At 34.9% G+C, this 20,047-nt stretch carries 13 protein-coding genes; 2 read left to right on the top strand and 11 right to left on the bottom strand.

Annotation, left to right across the window (positions count from 1 at the left end; genetic code table 11):
• Positions 1–32 precede the first annotated feature (32 nt).
• Genes SB689_RS13560 through SB689_RS13550 form a run of 3 tightly spaced genes read right to left on the bottom strand, consistent with a single transcriptional unit; the run spans position 33 to position 7,098 of the window.
• Complete coding sequence (locus tag SB689_RS13560; RefSeq protein ID WP_410692663.1) at positions 33–2,534, bottom strand: alpha/beta hydrolase family protein; 2,502 nt, start codon at positions 2,532–2,534, stop codon at positions 33–35.
• 10 nt (positions 2,535–2,544) lie between these two features.
• Positions 2,545–3,957 (bottom strand): RagB/SusD family nutrient uptake outer membrane protein, encoded by a 1,413-nt coding sequence (locus tag SB689_RS13555; protein ID WP_410692662.1) that lies wholly within the window; start codon positions 3,955–3,957, stop codon positions 2,545–2,547.
• Between the two features lie 24 nt (positions 3,958–3,981).
• Positions 3,982–7,098: a SusC/RagA family TonB-linked outer membrane protein gene (locus tag SB689_RS13550; protein WP_410692661.1), complete on the bottom strand. Its 3,117-nt coding sequence runs from the start codon at positions 7,096–7,098 to the stop codon at positions 3,982–3,984.
• Between the two features lie 1,031 nt (positions 7,099–8,129).
• On the opposite strand from SB689_RS13550, the gene SB689_RS13545 reads away from it, so the two are divergent.
• A complete protein-coding gene (locus tag SB689_RS13545; protein WP_410692660.1) occupies positions 8,130–8,474 on the top strand; it encodes a helix-turn-helix domain-containing protein in 345 nt (114 codons plus the stop codon).
• Positions 8,475–8,485: 11 nt separating this feature from the next.
• Positions 8,486–9,481 (top strand): HNH endonuclease, encoded by a 996-nt coding sequence (locus SB689_RS13540; protein WP_410692659.1) that lies wholly within the window; start codon positions 8,486–8,488, stop codon positions 9,479–9,481.
• 578 nt (positions 9,482–10,059) lie between these two features.
• Here SB689_RS13540 and SB689_RS13535 read toward each other — a convergent pair.
• The 8 genes from SB689_RS13535 to SB689_RS13500 all read right to left on the bottom strand — a co-directional run bounded on the left by SB689_RS13535 (position 10,060) and on the right by SB689_RS13500 (position 19,909).
• Positions 10,060–10,689 (bottom strand): hypothetical protein, encoded by a 630-nt coding sequence (locus SB689_RS13535; RefSeq protein ID WP_410692658.1) that lies wholly within the window; start codon positions 10,687–10,689, stop codon positions 10,060–10,062.
• The gene (locus tag SB689_RS13530; protein WP_410692657.1) at positions 10,682–11,317 is read right to left on the bottom strand and encodes a hypothetical protein; all 636 of its coding nucleotides are present in this window, start codon (positions 11,315–11,317) and stop codon (positions 10,682–10,684) included. The genes SB689_RS13535 and SB689_RS13530 overlap by 8 nt, the downstream gene beginning before the upstream one ends.
• Complete coding sequence (locus tag SB689_RS13525; RefSeq protein ID WP_410692656.1) at positions 11,314–13,452, bottom strand: sensor histidine kinase; 2,139 nt, start codon at positions 13,450–13,452, stop codon at positions 11,314–11,316. The genes SB689_RS13530 and SB689_RS13525 overlap by 4 nt, the downstream gene beginning before the upstream one ends.
• A gap of 3 nt (positions 13,453–13,455) precedes the next feature.
• On the bottom strand, positions 13,456–14,556 hold the full coding sequence (locus SB689_RS13520) for a DNA cytosine methyltransferase (RefSeq protein ID WP_410692655.1): 1,101 nt from the start codon (positions 14,554–14,556) through the stop codon (positions 13,456–13,458).
• 192 nt (positions 14,557–14,748) lie between these two features.
• The gene (locus tag SB689_RS13515; protein WP_410692654.1) at positions 14,749–15,720 is read right to left on the bottom strand and encodes a HaeIII family restriction endonuclease; all 972 of its coding nucleotides are present in this window, start codon (positions 15,718–15,720) and stop codon (positions 14,749–14,751) included.
• Entirely contained in the window at positions 15,720–16,802 is a 1,083-nt protein-coding gene (locus SB689_RS13510) for a DNA cytosine methyltransferase (RefSeq protein WP_410692653.1), read from the bottom strand. Before SB689_RS13510 ends, SB689_RS13515 begins: the two co-directional genes overlap by 1 nt.
• Positions 16,803–17,007: 205 nt before the next feature.
• Complete coding sequence (locus SB689_RS13505) at positions 17,008–18,021, bottom strand: hypothetical protein (RefSeq protein WP_410692652.1); 1,014 nt, start codon at positions 18,019–18,021, stop codon at positions 17,008–17,010.
• Positions 18,008–19,909 carry an AAA family ATPase gene (locus SB689_RS13500; RefSeq protein ID WP_410692651.1) on the bottom strand — a complete coding sequence of 634 codons (1,902 nt, stop codon included), beginning with the start codon at positions 19,907–19,909 and terminating at the stop codon, positions 18,008–18,010. The genes SB689_RS13505 and SB689_RS13500 overlap by 14 nt, the downstream gene beginning before the upstream one ends.
• Between the last annotated feature and the right edge of the window lie 138 nt (positions 19,910–20,047).

The raw sequence follows: 20,047 nt of genomic DNA, 5'->3' as shown, positions 1-20,047 counted from the left end.
ACTTCCAAAAATTTTTTGAAATAAAAAGGATGCTAAAAAGCATCCTTCATTTGTTTATTAATCCAGTCAACATCTTTTTTTTCGTAAAGATGATAATCAAACCATTCCAAAATTCTGATCGACAAATCCTTTTGAGCCGGTACTTTCCCCAAAGAATGATTCTCATTCCTGTAGTTCAGCAAAACAACAGGCTTTCGATATTTACGTAAAACATTAAATATCGATATACTTTCCTGAGGATCGACATTTGTGTCGGCGGTACCCGCCCACAAAAGCATTGGCGCATTGATATTTGAAGCGGCATAAATCGGATTGTTGTCCAGATACTTTTGCCTCTGATTGACAAAACTCCCTTTCATTCTAAACTGTCCCTCTTCATAACGCCAGTAATCAGGTGAATTAAAATTATAATTCAGGGCATAAGAAGTATGAACAATATCCGATACGGAATTACCGGAAACAAAAGCAGAAAACCGATTGCTGTGACTTGCAATGAAGTTGGTTTCATAACCTCCGAACGACTGTCCTATCATTCCCACTTTGCTCATATCGGCGTAAGAAAACTTCTGCAATTCATCCAAAACATTATCAATGCATAGAAGAGCTGACAATCCGGGACCACGATCGCCGTAGGTTATATCAGGAAACATTACCAGATATCCCGATTCCAAAAGAAGTCTGGGATTAATGCCTCTGTTGTTTTTAAAAGTGGGTATCAAAAACTTGTTCATGAACCTTTGCTGCTTTTCATATACTGACAACACTACAGGATACTTTTTCGCAGGATCAAAATTTGCAGGCAGATACAAACTCGCTTCAATCTCCTCATTATTCGCTCCCCGATACTTCAAGGCAACTTTTTTAATCAATCCCAATTGTGAATCTGCACTATTGGATTTATATATAGCAACAGCATTCTTTGAGTCATTCTTGTATCTGATTGTAAAAGCCTTGTTGTAGTTGTCTTCAATCCAGAAAAAAGACCTGTAATCCGTATCAGCACCAAAAACCTGAATACGATCCGATGTTTCGGGAATAACCGTTTTTAATTGATTTTTGTTCAGAAATACATAGCTTGAAGTAAGAGCTTTACTATTCTTCCCAACGAGAATCAAATTTTTGTCCTGCTCCAAATACTCTGACAATCGGTACACACCCACCCCACTATGTATCACCTGAGGTTTGTACATTTCAATCTCTTCGGCTTCCACCGTCATCAGTTTCTTTTTTTTCAAACTCTTTAAATCCTGCTCCCAGATTTCATTTTTAAAAGTCCAGATAATCCTGTTATTTGAAGTGTAATAAGGCGACGAACCGTCACCCCAGCCCATATTCGTGGAAGTCAAATTCCCTGTATCAAATTTCACCCATCCTTCCCCGGTTTTGATCAAAAGAGATTTCCCCAAAGGATCGAAATTCATATGACCGTCATCAAAAGGCAAAAGAACATCCTTGCCGGTCTTAGAGTTCCACAGATAAATTTCTTTTTTGTGGAAACCGAACTGATCGTCATGGACATCGACCATGCTTTTGTCAATTCTCATTTTCAGGAACAAATTGTTTTTTCCTATTGCCGTGTACCCTGTAAAATTCTGATCAAAATCCAAAATTTTACCCGACTCAGGATACCATAAAACTTCCCTGATTGTATTTTGCTCCGTCGTATAATTCCTTAAATTCTGTTCCTTTCCATACCAGATATCTACAACAGAATTCTCTTTGGGCTTAACTTTCTGAAATCTCAGATAAACAGCAGCTCCATCAGACGACGGATTAATTTTCAAATTTGAAAAACCCTGCAAACCATCATCTTTAAGCTCAATAGCCTGAGCATCTCTCCTCACCCAATAAACACGAAGTCCCGTACTTGTTTTCGTTGTCACCACAAATCCTCCAAGATCAGAGTCGGATTCAACTGCGTCGTAAAATTCCTGTTTCGATGACCATAGCTTTACTCTGCTTTTTCCCTGATCCGTCAATTCATATACATGATTTTCACCATTCAGAATATCTTTTGTCAAAACCAAAACCGAATTGTTCCCTGTCGCCCATCGGATAACAGATTCAATCTGCTGAACAGGTTTAAAATTTGAATCGTAAATCTCCATTTTGTTACTCTGACCGGAATTAGAATGGACAAGCAGCAAACCGTCCTTTTTCATATACTCTATCCTCGAAACGTCTTTTTTTTCGGTTACCGAACCCGATTTCAAATCAATGATCTGCAAAACACCGGCAGTAAGCACAGCCGCCCTATCCGGACTGATAAAATAATAACCGTTCACTTTCTCTCTGACAATCTTCCTGAAAGGAGCCTTCGTTTCAATAATGGTCAGCGTTTTGGGCTTGCTTTCATAAGCTGTGTTAAAAGCTGCATACCTTCCGTCAGGAGAAGGGTAAACAGACATTACTTCCTCAGCGGATTCCGTCAGCTGTTTAAGATGATCCATATTGTGTTGTGCCTGCAGTCGTGGCAGTGTAGAAGTCAGCAATACAAAGAGTATCACGCAGACCAATTGTTGTACTAGTTTCATATCCCTCAATTTAATAACCTGTATTCTGCGGATTAAGATTAGGATTCACCAAAAGTTCCTTCTGCGGAAGCGGCCACTGCGAATGAAAGCTTTTCCAGTTTGGCTTCACGGAAGTGAGCCCGTCAAGCATACCCCAACGTTTGAGGTCGAAAAACCGAATGCCGTGTTCCGTAAAAAATTCCCTCCTCTTCTCTTCTTTCAACTGGATCATTGCCGCCGAAACAGTAAGTCCCATACTCAATGCAGGCAAACCCGCCCGTTGTCTTGAACGATTGATCAAAATAACCGCTTCACTCACTTTGTTCTGCTGCAATAAGCTTTCTGCCTGCATAAAATACACTTCGTCCAGACGGTAAACAATTGAATACTCAGTAGCATTGTTTACGGCAAGATTTTTATATTTCGCAGGCTTGTAATTGATCTGCTGACCGAAAGGAACCGCAGTAAAATAATGAACACGTCGAAGATCACCTGTTGAAAAAGAATTGACAAGATCAGGATTCATCGCAAAAGAAGTCGGTGCCGACGTAAAATTATACAATGAAGCTTCCTTCGTTGCATCATTGCTGTTTTTAGGTTTAAGCTGCCAGATGATGTGACCGCCCGTCTTCTGAAAAACTTTGCTGATATCATTCTGATAAGACAAACCCGGAGCCTGAACAATTGTAGTACAGATCACATCCGTTTCATTCCATTTTTTGAGAAGCATCTTCATCCTGGCCAACGCAACATAACCCGCATATTTGTTCGGATAAATCCTTTCACTGTTTCTGTAAGCAGAAGGAAGCAAATTGACCGCTTCGGAAAGATCGGTTTCCACCCTCGTCAAAAATTCATCTTTGGGCATTCTCGAAAGCTTGCTGTTGATCACATAATCCGTTGTAGCCGTATATGGAATTTCACCGAAAATCTGGTACAGATCCATATACAACATCGATCTTACCAACAACGCCTCGCCTCTTATCCTGTCTTTTACGGCAACCGACAACGATTTGGAGTTGGCAACGCCTTCCATAATACTGTTGGCATGATAAACCTGCTGATACGTACTCGTCCATAAAGCAGTAACCGCCGTATTGGTGGGTAATTGCTGATTGATGTAAAGATCCAGCACACCGTTGGAGGCACTGGTGTAAACACAAGTCAGATCATCGGTATAGGTTCCGAGCAAAGCACCCATTCCGTTAATCCCTCCCGAATACATGGAAGTTTCCCACAAGCTGGAATACAATCCCGCCAAAGCAGCTTCGGCAGTCTGCTCATCCTCGAATACCAGTTCGGACGGAATCTGGTTGTTCGGATAATCGGTCTCAATCATTTTCTCACACGAAATCGTAATGGACAACACCATCATCACAATGGATACGGTGATCCCATATTTTATTTTTAAGTTCATAATCTTTTTCTTTAATTTTAATTTCATTTTTTCCGCTTTACAACGCCTTACTTAAAATGTCAGCTGAAATCCCACAGCATAGGTTTTAAGCGGAGGCAGATAGCCTGTCAGCAGAAACTCCGGATCAAGCCCGAAATACTTTGTAATCGTCAGCAGATTCTGACCCTGCACATAGATCATCGCTTCTTTGATTCCAAAACGGCTCACCGGAATACTGTAATTCAGCTGAACATTTTTAAGACGGACAAAAGAAGCATCACCCACGGCAGCCGTCGAGTTCTGAAAGAAAGAATGCAGTGAGCTTTTCGCCGCAACAGTTCCCGAACTGTACGGCATATACGTTCCTGTCGGATTGGATGCCGACCATACGTCAAGCACTTCAACAGGCTGATTGTTCATTGAACCCGGAATAAGCATCTGTCGGTTGTAGTTCCAGTTTCTCTGCTTTACAAACTGCCACAGAAAAGAAGCAGACCACTGCCCATACCTGAAATTATTCGACCATCCCCCGAAAAACCTGACCCCAAGTCTCTCGATCACCTTATTGTCATCAGGAGACGTAATCTTTCCATCGTTGTTGTAATCCGTAAACTGATACAATCCCGTATCAGGATTAATACCTGCATACTGATAGACCTTTACCAACGTTGTCGGATAACCGATCACATATTGATTGGTATACGTAGATCCTTCAAGATTCGGAAACTCCAGCAATTTGCTGTCAGGTACCGAAAGATTCAATGAAGTATCATATTTGAATTTTCCACCCTTGAAAACCTGTACGGAAGTTTCAAACTCCCAGCCCGTATTCTGTACCTTAGCAGGAAGATTCGACTGTATCGATGAAAAACCTGTCGTGGCAGGAAGCGGTATTCCCACCAGCTGGTTGGAAGAAGTATTTTCATAATAAGCAGCCGAAAGATTCCAGCGGCTCTTAAAAAACGAAACCTCTGCGGCAACCTCTTTCTTCAACGTCTTCTCCCAACTGAAATCAGGATTGTACAACCGTGAAGGATTCAATGCCGTAATAGTATTATAGATATTGGAAGACACCGTATACGTATCCAGATACTGGTAATCACCTATCCTGTCATTTCCCGAAGTCCCGATACTTCCTCTCAGTTTGGCAAAACTCAGCCATGAGATATTTTTCATCCACTTTTCGTCCGACATCACCCATGCCGCACCGACAGCTCCAAAGTTTCCAAAACGATTTTCAGGACCAAACCTGCTGGAACCGTCCCTTCTGCCGGTCACATTGATGATATATCTTTTCAGGAACTTGTAGTTCAGCCTTGCAAAGACTGCGGTATAATTGTACTGATTCCTAACCTGATCACTGATAATCTTGGTCTTGGCGGCACCGATATTCTGAATCAGTGCATTGCTTTCAAAACCAAGTCCCTGCATCGAAGACTGATTGGTTTCAGATTTCTGCAAAGTGGCACCGATCAGTACATCAAAACTGTGATTCCCAAAAGTATAGGCACCCGTTATCTGAGGTTCAAGGATATAAGACAGAATCGAACTGTTGTTTTTGGACGAAGTAGAATTGGCACTCGTCAGATTTGCTGCAGGATTCGACATCGTATGCGGACGCAAGGAAAACTCTTCAAAATTCTGATGGGTAATACCCCCGTTGAACTTTAAAGAAATAAACGGAAAAAGTTTGTACGAAATCTGAGTTCCCGAATTAATAAAACTTGTAGAATTCAGATACTCACTTTTAAAAGCCCCGAGAGGATTCGTAAACGTGCTGTTCTCCCAGTTCAGGGAACCGTCAGGCTTATATAACGACGGCGCATTCGGACTCAGCGTGATACTTCTGCCCGTCACATCACTGTTCAGGACATTGTTGTCCTGAAAAGACAGCGTATTCGTCAGATTTACTTCCAGTCTGCGATCAGGTGTCCTGTAACTGAAATTCCCCGTCAGATTATTCGACTTATACTGAAAAACCGCCGGCAGAACCGTAGACTGCTCCGTATGCCCATAGCTGATAAGATAAGATGTGGTTTCAGATCCGCCACTCAGCGAAAGCTGCACCACAGAAGATTCGGCAGTCTTACCGATCAGTTCCTTCTGCCAGTCCGTTTCCCTCTCCTGACTCCAGGTATTCAGATCATACGCATTTGCAGGAATTGCAGAAATCCCGTCATTCTGAAAAGCAGTACGACGCATTCTCAGATAATCGGAAGTCCCCATCATCTGAAGACGGTTCGTCACCGTACTCAATGAATACGAAGTATTCAATTTAAGATCAGTTCTCCCCTTCTTCCCTTTCTTGGTCGTCACGATAATCACCCCGTTCGCTCCACGACTTCCATAGATCGCAGTAGCATCGGCATCCTTCAGCACCTCAAAACTCTCGATGTCATTCGGATTGATCGCATTCAGCGGACTCACCGAAGCATACGGAAGAATCGCAGCACTGTAAATAGACGGAGTTTCAGAAATCACTGGAATCCCGTCAATTATATACAACGGTTCATTCCCATCCCTTCGGATACTGTTCTTTCCCCTTATCTGAATATCGAACCCACCTCCCGGAGTCCCCGAGTTCTGAGTAATCGAAACCCCCGCCATTCGACCTTGCGCAGAAGCCAGAACATTAGTCACAGGCTGATTCTCAATATCCTTCACTCCAATCCGAGAAATACTTCCCGTCCTCTCCTTATCCTTAACCTTATAATATCCCGCATTCAGTACCACCTCCTCAATCCCCTGCACCTTCCCGGAACCAGAATCAGAACCAGAACCAGAACCAACCTCATCACCTCCACTTCCACTTCCAACAACCATCCCAACATCAACAACAGACCGATTCCCCAAAGAAACCCTCCGTTCAGAATAATCAGGATGCCTAAAGACCAGAACAGCACTCCCACCTCCATTCCCGTTCCCATTCCCATCCCTATTCTCAATCACATTCCCACCCCCATCATCTCCGGAAATCTCTAACCGATAAACACCTTGAGAATTAGTAACCGAAGTCTGGTCACTTCCTATTTGAGAAACACTGACTCCCGAAAGAGGTAAAATCTGATCTCCTTTAACAACCGTAACCTTTCCCGTAACGGTCTTGGTCTGAGCCTGAACTAAACCGCAAACAGCGGTTAATATCAAGGCAAAGCCCATACTTCCTATAGTATTATAGGATTTTTTCATAGTTTTGTAAAGTTTTTAATTAAACGATTCAATAATCATTGCTCCTTCCAAATTGTTTTAGTCGACTTATGGGAAGGGGCTTTTTTTTATTGAATACTTTTCTCCACAGGCTGAGCCTGTCGAAGTACTATTTCATTTTTCTATATTATCACTACCGAATTCATGTATTTGAAAACAAAACTTTCCTAAGTGCCTTTCAGTACAAAAAAAAAGACATGGTAAGGTCTAAACCAATGACCAAAAGACACCGGAAAGCATTAATTAATATGAATGAAAATTGTGTCCCGTGAAAGCTTAAAAAAAGCCGCAATAGGTTGTACACCCTACTGTATCATGCATTTCTAAATGAGAAACATTTACTGAAAATTAAAACAGCTCTAACCATCTGACCAATGCAGACCGTTCACATTTTTTATTTTTTGTATTAAATTCCCTTCGTGCTGAAAAATTATTTGGAAAATTAAAAGAAAGCCTGTACTTTTAAGGTGTGAGTTTAAAACGTAGTCTGACTTTCCTTTTACTATTAAAGGAATTTCGGAGTGTGGCGGTTATTAGTGAGGCTCTACCTCATCTTCCTGCATTATTGCGGGGAGTTATGGTATAGAGCTGTAAGTTTTTTATCTGCAATGCTTACGGACTACTCCGGTGGGCAAATAAGCAGCATGGTTGAAAATGTCGTCCTCATAAAATATTGTTTAATATTTGGAACGATGCTTTACAGAATAAGATTATGACATGCAAAAAAGCATGGGACGGTCTCATACTAAAGAGTCAAGGGCGACCAAACCCACTATAAACCAAAGTTTAAAGTTTCCATCTAAAGTACGTGAGAACCGCCCACATGCCGTATACAAAAGTAAGAAACTTTTAGACATGGAGCGATTTCACGAGTTTCTCGATGGAAAATTGGTCGTTTTGACTCGAGAAGACATCGTTTTATTAAACCTTTTAGGTTAATAATCAATTCGCTTTCACAAATATAAGAATAAAATTAAAATATCCAACTAGTTGGATAAAATAATTAATAATTGATGGAGAAAAATTTTACTATTGAAATAACTCAATTTGATTTTGATTTAATAAATCATATCAAAAATCTGAGAGAAAGTGCAGGCTACTCAAAAGAAGAGCTGAGTCTTAAGATGGGGTTGGCAAAATCATTTGTTGGAAACGTAGAATCGTACACGCAACGTCACAAATATTCTACACGCCACATTGCATTGTTGGCTAAAGCTTTTGGATTTCACAATCTTTCTGAATTGATGAATTTCCCTACTCCAGAGTTCGATAAAATAAGAGTTTCGTTAAAGCAAACCTATAATCAAAGCGAGACGAAGGTTGTCGAAGTGAAAGTTTTAAAAATTGAACCCAAGTAAATCGTAATTAAATGGCAGAAAATCTATGGGTATTAAAGAGTGTTTTGGAGAAAGATAAATCTTCACAAACAATTGAAAGCTATGAGGATAGCATTACGGAATATTACAATTATGATAATTTTGTTCAAAATTCAAGGCAGATCAAAGGAAATGATACTGTCATAATTATTGACAAAGAAAAAATTCTTGGATTTGCGCAAATAGGTGAAATTCACTCAAAAAAAGGCATTAAAACATTTCGAAGGTGTCCTATATGTCTAAGCACAAACATTACAATTAGAAACAAAAAAACACCAGTATATAGATGTAATAAAAAACATGAGTTTGATTCAACTATTGATGAAATACGCGATGTGACTAAATATAAAGCTATGTTAATAAATTTTATTTCTATTAGCCATGAATCGCAAAATTTAAAACAGCTGCGTCCATATTACATACAAGGTTATAATCAAAACCTGTCAATGCAGCGATTGGATTACAAAACTTTAGATCTATTTGATAATATTAAAGAGAATCTTCGTTCTGATAATTCCAGAACTTTTTTAGACGAGAATGAAAATATTCAAGATATGTATAACTATTTTCCTGATTCAAATGATGAAAGAGAAGATGTTTTGAGAGAAATTAAAGCTAGGCGAGGTCAAGAAGAGTTTAGAAAAAAACTACTAGATCTATACCAAAATAAGTGTGCAATTACAGATTGTAAAGTCATAGAGATTCTAGAGGCTGCACATATTAGTCCGTACCGGGGAGTGAAAGATAATCATCAATCAAACGGTCTTCTTTTACGGGCAGATATTCATACACTTTTTGATCTTAATTTAATAGCTATTAATCCTAAAAGTTTTGAGGTTGAATTATCCTCTAACCTTCTGACTTCTGAATATTTTATTTTCAATAACAAAAAATTGACAAAAGAAACAATTAGCTTAATATCTGTAGAAGCACTACATCAAAAATGGAAACAATTTAAAAGTGGTTATGTTCTTGAGATTTATAAGTAATAATTTTAATTTACATATATATCTAGGAACAACTATTTCTACTAAAACAATAAAATACATGGTCATTATTGCTTAGCTTAGTTTAAACTAAAAAAATATCAATTTATTCATATTAAACGGAGATCTCAGTATTTATAGGGAGTTATTGCAAGTAGAATAAAAAAGTTTATACAATGGTATATTTTCTACAAAAAACAAAACGGTAAAATTTCTACTCAGCAATTAAGTCATTCAAGTAAATTATGAAAAATGATATCATACTGCATTTAAACTATTGTTTATAGTGCTAATAGTATCGCTAATTAGTTGATCCTCAAAAGTCATCCATTCAACTTCCAATCAAACACCAAATTTTACAAATTACTTCTTAAAAAACACCAACTATTTTTCACCACGCTACCGCATCAATAAATTTATCTCGGAGTAATTATTTTCGATTTAAATTTAATACTTATGAAAATTCACTAATTACCTTCTGAAAAAATTCTAAAATAAAAATAGTACATTATTAATTGTCAAAAAATTTTCAGATGTCTGATTTATAAAAAACAATACAAATTTGCAATCGGCATTTACTTTCAGACAGCTAATGCTAAATCCGATCTCTTCAAATCTTTATTTCCATATAAAACAAAACTATCTTTATTGTGTTGCAACTCCATTGCTAATAAGATATCATCATCGTGTTTATCAAAGTGGCTATCAATTTGTTTATCAAAATTTATCATCATATTATTAAATGCGTCTTGTATTGTAATATCTGAATTAAAAAAATTAATTAAGCAATAATTTTCGCATTCAATATAGACTGAGTTCTTATCTTCGTACGTAGCAAAAGTATCTTTATTACAGCCAACATATGCAGAACAACCTTCAGCAATAAGCTTACCACCTAAAGTAATAGCTGTACTGCAGGCAGGTGTATAAAAAAGTGATTTATTAAAATGCGAAATGTTTTCACAACTTACATAAATGGAATTTTTTGTTAACAATTGTTCTTCATTTCCATGAGAAAGTCCAACAAAGACAAAATGCTTACCATCTAGGTGAAAAATTATATTTTCTTCGGAACAATCAAGTCCTCTTACTGGCAAAACAATTACTCCCTTTAGATTAGAAAGTATCTCATTAACTGTCTCAAAGCTTTCTTGAAAATATTCGCCTAAATCATCATCATTGTCATCGTACGCTATAATAACATTAGTCATTTAATAATAATTTTTGGCGGCTAAATAATTCAATGGCTAATTTTAGTAAGCTTTTTTCGAAATCTAAACCGATTTCTGTCTGCTTTCTTATACTTTCTAAAATATCGTTCATAGTATAATTCTGACCTTCTTTAGTTTTTAACATTATCTGCGTTCTTTTCTCTATTGGATGTCGCATTATCCACTCTTCAATTACTGCATCAACTCTGAGACTAGTATTTAAAACGGCATCATCAACTAAACTTATAATCCTAGATGAATCAGAAGTGAATGTTTCTAGTTTAAATAAATCTCTATTGATCAACATTTTCAGTTCATCTTCAGAAAATTCTGAGATACTATTTGCGGAAATAAGGACTACATATATTAGAGATGTTTTTTCTCTTATTTTTTCAAAAACTTCCAAACCAGAGATATCATTAACATCTTTAAAGTTTTTATCTAGAAGCACAACCATTTTTTGTCCCAAATTATCTAATATGTAAGCTAATCCTTCTTGTGAGTGTTTAAATAGAAGTACATTTTCTTCTAAATATTTTGCCTTAAGCATAATAATTAGGGGATAATCTTCATCCATATCGTCGTGAACGATTATAATTTTTGTTGGATTTGTTATTGAAGTATTCATAATTTACTAAATGGTATGGTTATCTTAAAAGTTGCTCCAGTAGGCTTAAATTCGTTTTCAATCACTTCGATTTTTCCATTTAAAGATTTTAATATTGTACTTACTATATATAATCCTACACCTGCTCCACCTTGCTCCGCAGTTCTTGTATTAAACAAACCAAAAACCCATTCTTTATCATCTTCTTTTATCCCATAACCATTATCAGAGAAATAGATTACAAAATTATTAAGATCAAGAAAACCTGTACATTTAATTATCTTAGTATTATTATTCTTCAAGGCTTTAATAGAATTTGAAACCAAATTTTGAAAAATATCTTGAAAAGCTTTTTTATTAGTCTCTATTACAAAATTATCTTTAATATCAATTTCCAATATAATGTTTTCTTTACGGAATAAAGAATCATATTGATTCTGTAATAAATCTGTTATCAAGTGAGATATATTAAACTCCTCGATTGACTCATCTATATTAGCAAAACTTAACATAAAATCAGTAACAGATATTAATGTATTCATTTCGTTATAAATTAAAGTCGCATATTGTATATAATACTTATCAAATGCTGCATTTGGATAGGTGTCCTTTATAAACTCGGCAAGGTGTTTTACTTTAGCGATTGATGTTCGGACTGCATGTGTTATCATTGATGCGTACTCTTGCATAGAAATAAGACTGTATAGCACTTTTTCTTTACGTTCAACCTCTTTTTGAAATTTCTTTTGTTCTGAAACACTTCTGTTTATAAGACCATGAATATTCATCACCTTACTTTTTAATTCGCTAACAATGCGATTAATAGATGGATTCTCTAATTCCTTGGTCTCCTTTACTAAATGCTCCAGTTCCTTTTCAAAATCTCGGATACCTCTACCTGTATCAATCAACTCTTTTTCAACTTTGGTTCGTTGAAATGTACGTTCATATATTTTAAGTTCTTCAAATGCTTTAAGTTGAGCAAGAATAAATTCTTTAAGCTCAGTATACTCTTCGTTAGCCGTGAAATCCTGTCGGTTCGTTGCGTCAATAATCTTGGGATTGTTTTCTTTAGTAATATCAACCACTCCGATTACTTCGCGAGTTCCAATAGTATCAAAAGTTCCCCTCCAACGGCGTTTATCTATTCCTAAAATGTCTCTACGTTTATCAGTGTCTGATTCATATTCTGCAAAAGGCGTTGCTATTACACCATCTCTATAAATTTTAATTCCATCTATTCGAGTGTCATCATTTTTATATGCTGCATTATACCTTCTTTTTGCAGATTCGTTAAAGTAAAAAATCTTGATTTTTACAGGACCAAATTTCTTTATAGGTATTTGTTTTTTCTCTATCTGACCAGAAGAATTATTAAAATAAAGTGTTTCTTGAACTTTATTTGATTCATCGAATGATATCTCTGCGTGATGGGAATAATATTTTATCGGTTCAGCTTTTATCTGATGATCTGTGAACTTAACAAAGTCATTTGATCTAATCCAAATATCAAAAGGGGGATTAAGCGGATAAAAAGGGGAAACTAACTTTGATAATTCTTTAGATAATCTTTCAATATCATTTTCTGTCCAAATTTCATTTATTTTAGTTATGATAATTGATGTACCATGTTCTTCCTTTAAACCCTCTTCGAAAGAATATTTGTTTTCAATCTCTGTAAATAATGATAGTTGTAGTGCTTTTTCTGAGCTCTTAGCTAAATTTTCATACTCATCCCAATTAATTTTAACTTTCAACCACTCTCCAACATCTTTCTCTTTAGTTTTAATTTCAACTCGTTCACCTAGCTTATCAACAGCAAATCTACCTATACCCTTTTCGCCGACATATTTTCTATTAAATGGAGCATCTGAGTATAATTTTGTACGTTTGCTATTAGTTCCAACTACCATCCACTTATCACGGATGTCTTTAAAGGACATACCTGTGCCATTATCCGCAATTATTATTTTACTTCCGACCGAAGCTTCTGATACATTTTCAAAATCAATATAGACTGTTGATGAATTCGCATCATAGCAATTTTTTACAAGTTCATATACGGCAGTAATTCGGTCTGTAATTAAATCACGACCCAAAAGCCTAAATGTATTGACATCAAAGCGCCATTTTAATATTTGATCAGTTGTAGGCATAACCTATTGTCTATTATTAATTTCTTGCAGATGCTGTTTAATACTTTTAGCTATTGCTACACCTAGCTCTACAGGAACAGCGTTACCAATTTGTCTTGCTATAGCAGGTGATGACATTGGTTTTGACGGATCTATGAAGTCATAATTCTCAGGAAAACTTTGAAATATTGCAGCTTCTCTTAAAGAGATTGCTCTATCCTGCTGCGGATGCCCAAATCTTCCATTTCCTAAACCAGTACAATAGGTAGTCATTGTTGGGGCAACATCGTCCCATTTCATTCTACCGTATACGCTTCTAAAAGATTTTCCTGATTCTTTTTTATGACATTCAAGCCAAAGACTTTCGTCCCAATCTTTCCAAGAACCACCTTCTTTTGTTGCCTGAATTCTTTTTTTATTTAAGTCATTTAACTTTCTTGCACGATGAAGCATATCATTTGGATGGGAAATTCCATCTTCGATAATAGGAAGATGCCCGATAGCATCTTTTACAGTAGTATATTTATTATTTTGAACCGTTTTATCAATTAATTTTATATCACCTAATCTAGATGCTAACAGCAAGAGCCTTTTTCGCCTTTGCGCAACACCAAAATCTTGCGCATTAACAACAGACCATGAAACATGATAATTATTTTCCTTTAGCTTTTCAACAAAATCATTAAAAACCTTCCCTTTATCAAATGTAACTAATAGTGGAACATTCTCCATAGATACTATATCAGGGAGGGTCTCCTCAATTAATCTTGCAAAAGAATAAAGAAGTTTCCATTTTTCATCTTGAGTCTTAATTTTATTTTTATTTGAACTTCTACTATTATAAATAGAGAAAGGTTGGCAAGGAGCGCATCCTACTAATATTTTGCGTTTCGTTTGATCAAATTTAGCATTTAGTTGTTCACTTGTAACATCAGTAATATCTTCGTGATAAAATTTCGCATTATTATTTTTTTCAAATGCATACTTGCATGAATTGTCGAAGTCTATTCCAGCCTCAACTTTAAAATTCTCTTTGACAAAGCCATGAGTTAATCCTCCTACTCCGCAAAAAAGATCAACTACAGAAAAGTCTTCTATATTAATACTCTTATCCTCTAATAGCATATTGATTTTTACAAATTAATTATACAAAATAACGTTTTTTTTTAAACCTGCAAAAGAAAACGGACTAAAATTTCCAGAACAGTCTTTTTATTATGTAATTTTAGGATTAAAAACAGATTATATTTATTTAAAGCATCTTATTATTGCCTTCTTTAAAAATAAAGAACCTTTTACAAGTGAAAAAAATTCCCACTATCCTAAAAATAACGTATTCACGAATAGCGTATGTGGCGAAGAAACCAAATTAATATCAAATTTTAATGAAGGTTCTATCCTAGAACTGGCATTATGTATTCGAAATGAAATCTGCCAACCTTCATTCAATGTTACAAGTAACGTTGTTGTAGAATTATTTTGATAGACTACTTCAATAAGCCTTGTGGGTAATTTTAATTTTGGGACTTTTGCTTTAGGTTTTACATTGGCAAACGGCAAATTTAAAGTGCCTTGCAAATTATACGCCTGAATCTCTACCTTTCCTTTGCCTTTTATAACTTTATAGAAATCCTGGTTCCCGATCAGATATTGAACTAATCTTTGGGCAACAATTCCCGGATTATCACGGTCTAAAGCAATCAATTCATCTTTGAATGCGTCTAATACGGGTAAATAGACGGATGAATGATAATCTCCAAGACTAGCCCAAGTTTTAGTAGCCTTACTCTCTTTCCGTAATTGTGTTAGCCCATTAAAAATAGGCTTAATCACTGTAAAATAGTTTTCTGAACAAGGAGTTCCCAGCCACTTTTCGCCAAAATCAATATCATTTGATAGTCTCGAATGCTTAACCGCACGATGGTTATTTTTAGCAGAAATTCCAATTTCCCATTTTTGTAATGATCTTATTGCTAAGACATCACGAACATCCCCCGACTGCCCTGCTTTATCAGCAACAATTTCAAGTTCCAAAATATCTTCCTCATTGATACCGTTTGAAAGGCGTGGCTCTAAATCTAATAAAAAGTTAACTGAGAAACTTGCATTTAACATATATTGGCTTCTTTCTTTTTCACCGAAACTTTCAAAACAACTTATAGCTGTTTTATAAGAAACATTATCAACGATTGAAACTTTAGTTACCAACTTTAATTTTTCATAAAATTCCAGTAATAGCGCATATTCGAATGCTTTTCCATTGATGGTCTGAGTTGCTATTTTTGCCATTATGCAGTAACTTTATTTACTATTTCCTGTAATTTTTGGATCACATTATTGCCATCAACTTTCGATATTTTTTTTATACCGTCCTTCGTTTTTAAGCTACTAAGGTCTTTGTAAATTTTATGCGCTAATATTTTACCCATTTCCACAGGTACAGCGTTCCCAATCATTTTATACCCGGCAACTACACTTTTGTATTCAAAAATGAAATTATCCGGGAATGTTTGGATGCGTGCACATTCACGAACACTGAGCCTACGGTATAGTTTCTCTTTACCTTTCTTAAATTCACGTACATCTTGTGCGACAAGAGTCATTTTAGGTGCTTGTGGATGCAATGGTGCATGCCTCCCTCCGGCTTGGATCGTGAATGAAACTTCATCCCATGACCTCACCCTATTCCTAGACATATAAATAGATGAAAAACCACCAATCATATATTCATGATTAAGGACTTTACATTTCGTCCCATTTGTGAAATTCCCCTCTTTAGCAGGCAATACTGTATTTTTCAGATCACCAATTGCCTTATCTAAAGTAACTTTATCTTCGATGGTCGTTCCTTTAGGGAACTCGAATTTGCGTTTTAAATCTTTGCGGTAACCGATAAAGAAAACTCTTTTCCTATCTTGTGGAACACCATAATCAGATACGTTCAAAAGTTGGAAAGATAAATCATATCCGATTTCCGTAAACATTTGTTTAATATTTTCCAAAGCTTCTTTATGTGCAGGTAATAACATACCTGACACATTTTCTGCTAAAAAAAACTTAGGCTTTTTATCTGCTAAGATTCGCATAAATTCATAAAAAAGCTGACCTCTCTTATCGGCAATGCCCTTTTTCGAACCAGCTTCAGACCAACTCTGACAAGGAGGACCTCCAATAATTCCATCACAATCAGGAACTTCTGCTGAAGGTATATTAACAATACTTCGTTTATCTAAAATTGTATGAGTATGGTTCTTCTCATATGTTGCCCAAATATCTTTATCATATTCATTTGCCCAAACAACATCAAAACCTGCCTGCTCAAAACCTAAATCCAAGCCTCCTGCACCTGCAAAAAAAGACACTACTTTCATAATTATACTCCCTAAATTTGTTTACAAAATTACCTATTAAAAAACAATTGGCCAAACTAAAATATCTGCGATACCGCTACTTTATCATTTGTGCACCGAAAAGGTCAGTCAAATTTTTCAGCTAAACAAATATAATCGGCTAATACGACAAAACGTGACGTATTATTTGCAGTAGCTAAAACTTATTGATACAAAGCGTAAAATTTTATGATAATAGTTTAAGTTCACTTGCAATATCTCTGGTTAATTTTGATAGAGGTCTTTTTGAAAAATCATTTTCCTGAATATAATTTCCAAAAACCATCCGCCTGACGTCATCTTCACTACTGAATAGGGTTCCATTATACTTATCGTAAAGCTCCTTTATGTAATCGTCATTATATATTACAGATTTTATAATAATTTCGTTTACATAATCTTTATGCAAGTTGTAAAGTTCAGTCAGTCTAAATGTTTTTATATTTTTAAATGCCGCCTTTGTCTTTTGGTTATTAATATTACTCAACTCATGCTTTCTAAAATTTATCCGGTAAGCACTACTTTTACCATTTATAAAATTTATATTCTTTGGTGTCAATGAAAAAACAATATTGTTTGAAAAACCTTCAATATATGGATGTATGTTATCATCAAGATTAAATTTTTTAGAACCTTTTAAATTAGAATTGCATATGTGGCAACTAGGCACAAGATTATAAAAACTCAAAGCTAAATATGGATAACGAGCTTTGTCAAAAAAGTGATCAAATTCAAATCTCGTTCCCTTCTTAGTATCTGTACCTAATATGAAGGTATAATTTCTATTACAGTAAGGACAAACATTTATCGAAATTTTTCGAGCTAAATCGTAAGCCTTCCATTTATCATAATTTTTATAATAAAAAGCTTTTAAAATATCATCTCTGTATGTTTTGTCTTTGCCTCCTTTCACAAAAGTATGAACAGTGTTTAAAATATTGTGATGATCTTTTTCAAATCTATCTCTAAACTTCTGAAGCTCATTAGGTGTAGCAGTTAAAATGGAAAATTGATTACTATCCTTCATTACACTTACTTTGAGATCCTTATACATATTACACAAATCTGGATTTGTAGCGGATAAATTAATTTCATTATCCAATAAATCAATTAAAGTATCTTCCTTCCCCCTTTTTATGGTCAAAATTTCATAGTGATGAGATAAAATTTTATTTACGTTCTTTAATTCAATCTTGATCATTTAATTTTTTTTCTATTGCGTCTAATCTTTCGTGAATATCTAGATTATATCTATCATTATAGATTTGCATCAGTTTAATTTTTAGAATAGGTTCACCGATTTGATGAATTAGTTTTCTTATTTCGCTCCTATCTTCAAATGGCAAATCTTGTCTTTTTGTTAGTTTATCAATAATAGTATTAATCTTATAACTTGCAAAATCTCCTATTAATCCGTCATGGACAAAAAATGAATCAGACAATAGAGTATGAATATTTGCTCCAAATGTATCCTTTTGCTCATTGAGACTATCCTTCACTACAGTAATTTCTTCACCTTTGCTATCAACCCCCTTTTCTAAAAAAATAGTATTGTAACTTAGCAAATCGGAAGCTGGTATTGGAGAGTTTGTTGTAAAGATTAATTGTAAATTTCTTTGCCTTCCAATCTTATTAATAAATATTATTGGTAAAAAATCTAATAATTCTTTTAAAAATCTTTTTTGCCACTCTGGATGCAAATACAAGTCACCTTCATCAATAATTATCAAAAGGTTCTCCTTTAAATTATCTAAAAGTTCCTCACCATCCACTATGGAGTAAAATCTTGAAAATATGTTGAAAAAAGCCCTTTCACCACTACTCATATTTCGCCATCTAAAATTAAAAAATGGTCTTATAATTACTGAATCTTGATAAAGTGACATAAAGTCTTCAAAAGTTTTAAAGTTATTGTTATTTATAATCATAACTAACTCTTCACCCTCAAATGATAAATTTTCAACTTGACTTATTATTTCAACCGAACTGATCATTTGTATCAATTTACTAATACTTTCAAAGTGACTCTTGTCGTCTTCAGTAAAACCATATTCAGAAAAAAATGTTTTTATAACTTGTATCTTTTTTAAAACTTCATTAACCGTAAATTTTTCAGTATCTTTTGATAAAATATCAACTAGTTCTATTTCTTTTAGAAATTGATGAGATAAATAAAAATCCGTAACAAAGCTTAAATAAATATTTAAAATCAAAAAATGCTTTGACCTATAAAGTGCATAAGACTTGCCTCTGTACATTTTTTTTTCTCTACTCACGACATTATTTATGTAATCTTTTAATTGACCGTCAGGCAAATTGTAATTAAAAGGAGTACTAAAATAATTATTTTTTATTCCTATATATAGTTTTGTTGGAATTGTAAATGGAAGCTTATGTGAATTGAAAAATTTATAAATAAATCTGACTTGACGATGAATTTCATTAATTAAGAAACTTGATAATGAATTATTATTACTACTTAAAACAGTCAAACCCTTTGTTTTAATTTCTCTATCATAATCTGCCAATAGTAAGTTGTTTGTAGAAATATCGTAAATCCCACTCAAATCAAAATATCCACCAGGAGAATCAAAGATGTTTGAGAAAAAGACTAGATCAGTATTGTCAAGTCCTCTAAAATCATAACCTAGATTTACAGTATAAGGCTCCCTAACCCCTTGTCCCGTAAGAATTTGAGTTCTAATGGAAATAGTGTTGATTTTAAAATTAAACTTTGATAAATCACTTTTTATACTTAATCCTTCCGTGATGTGAATTGTAAATTCGTCATTGTATTTGGTTACAAAAATAATGGGCGAATTCAGAGGCATACCATCTGCAAAGCAATTCATTATAAATTTTAAGATGGAAGTCTTTCCTGATCCGTTTTGACCGATTATGGATGTGACGTTAACAAACTTTGTAGAATCCTCTCCGTTTGAATAATGGTTTTTTATAAATCTGGCATTTTCTTCAACTTCCAAAGTTTGCCAATCTGCATGATATCTAAATATATATTCACTCCCAAAATTTAGATTTTGATTTACTATTTTATTATGCTCCTTTATAAAGAGAAAAACAAGTTCCATACTTTTACTTTTTCCAGTTATTTAATTTTTTATTTTTATCTTAAAATGCTGTCCTTTACTTTAAGCAGTAAGACAATTCTCAATTATCTTGTAAACGATTTTGATCCAACAACAGACTGTATTTCCAAAATATTTTTT

It is taken from the genome of Chryseobacterium sp. SIMBA_038 (genome assembly GCF_046535115.1).
Lineage (GTDB): Bacteria > Bacteroidota > Bacteroidia > Flavobacteriales > Weeksellaceae > Chryseobacterium.
Note: the sequence above shows the minus strand (reverse complement) of the source record. Positions and strands in the feature narration are given on the sequence as shown.

Coding starts and splice junctions, on each gene's coding strand:
- SB689_RS13560 (WP_410692663.1), bottom strand. CDS start 2,534: ATGAAACTAGTACAACAATTGGTCTGCGTGATACTCTTTGTATTGCTG.
- SB689_RS13515 (WP_410692654.1), bottom strand. CDS start 15,720: ATGGCAAAAATAGCAACTCAGACCATCAATGGAAAAGCATTCGAATAT.
- SB689_RS13525 (WP_410692656.1), bottom strand. CDS start 13,452: ATGCCTACAACTGATCAAATATTAAAATGGCGCTTTGATGTCAATACA.
- SB689_RS13535 (WP_410692658.1), bottom strand. CDS start 10,689: ATGACTAATGTTATTATAGCGTACGATGACAATGATGATGATTTAGGC.
- SB689_RS13500 (WP_410692651.1), bottom strand. CDS start 19,909: ATGGAACTTGTTTTTCTCTTTATAAAGGAGCATAATAAAATAGTAAAT.
- SB689_RS13550 (WP_410692661.1), bottom strand. CDS start 7,098: ATGAAAAAATCCTATAATACTATAGGAAGTATGGGCTTTGCCTTGATA.
- SB689_RS13520 (WP_410692655.1), bottom strand. CDS start 14,556: ATGCTATTAGAGGATAAGAGTATTAATATAGAAGACTTTTCTGTAGTT.
- SB689_RS13555 (WP_410692662.1), bottom strand. CDS start 3,957: ATGAAATTAAAATTAAAGAAAAAGATTATGAACTTAAAAATAAAATAT.
- SB689_RS13545 (WP_410692660.1), top strand. CDS start 8,130: ATGGAGAAAAATTTTACTATTGAAATAACTCAATTTGATTTTGATTTA.
- SB689_RS13505 (WP_410692652.1), bottom strand. CDS start 18,021: ATGATCAAGATTGAATTAAAGAACGTAAATAAAATTTTATCTCATCAC.
- SB689_RS13510 (WP_410692653.1), bottom strand. CDS start 16,802: ATGAAAGTAGTGTCTTTTTTTGCAGGTGCAGGAGGCTTGGATTTAGGT.
- SB689_RS13540 (WP_410692659.1), top strand. CDS start 8,486: ATGGCAGAAAATCTATGGGTATTAAAGAGTGTTTTGGAGAAAGATAAA.
- SB689_RS13530 (WP_410692657.1), bottom strand. CDS start 11,317: ATGAATACTTCAATAACAAATCCAACAAAAATTATAATCGTTCACGAC.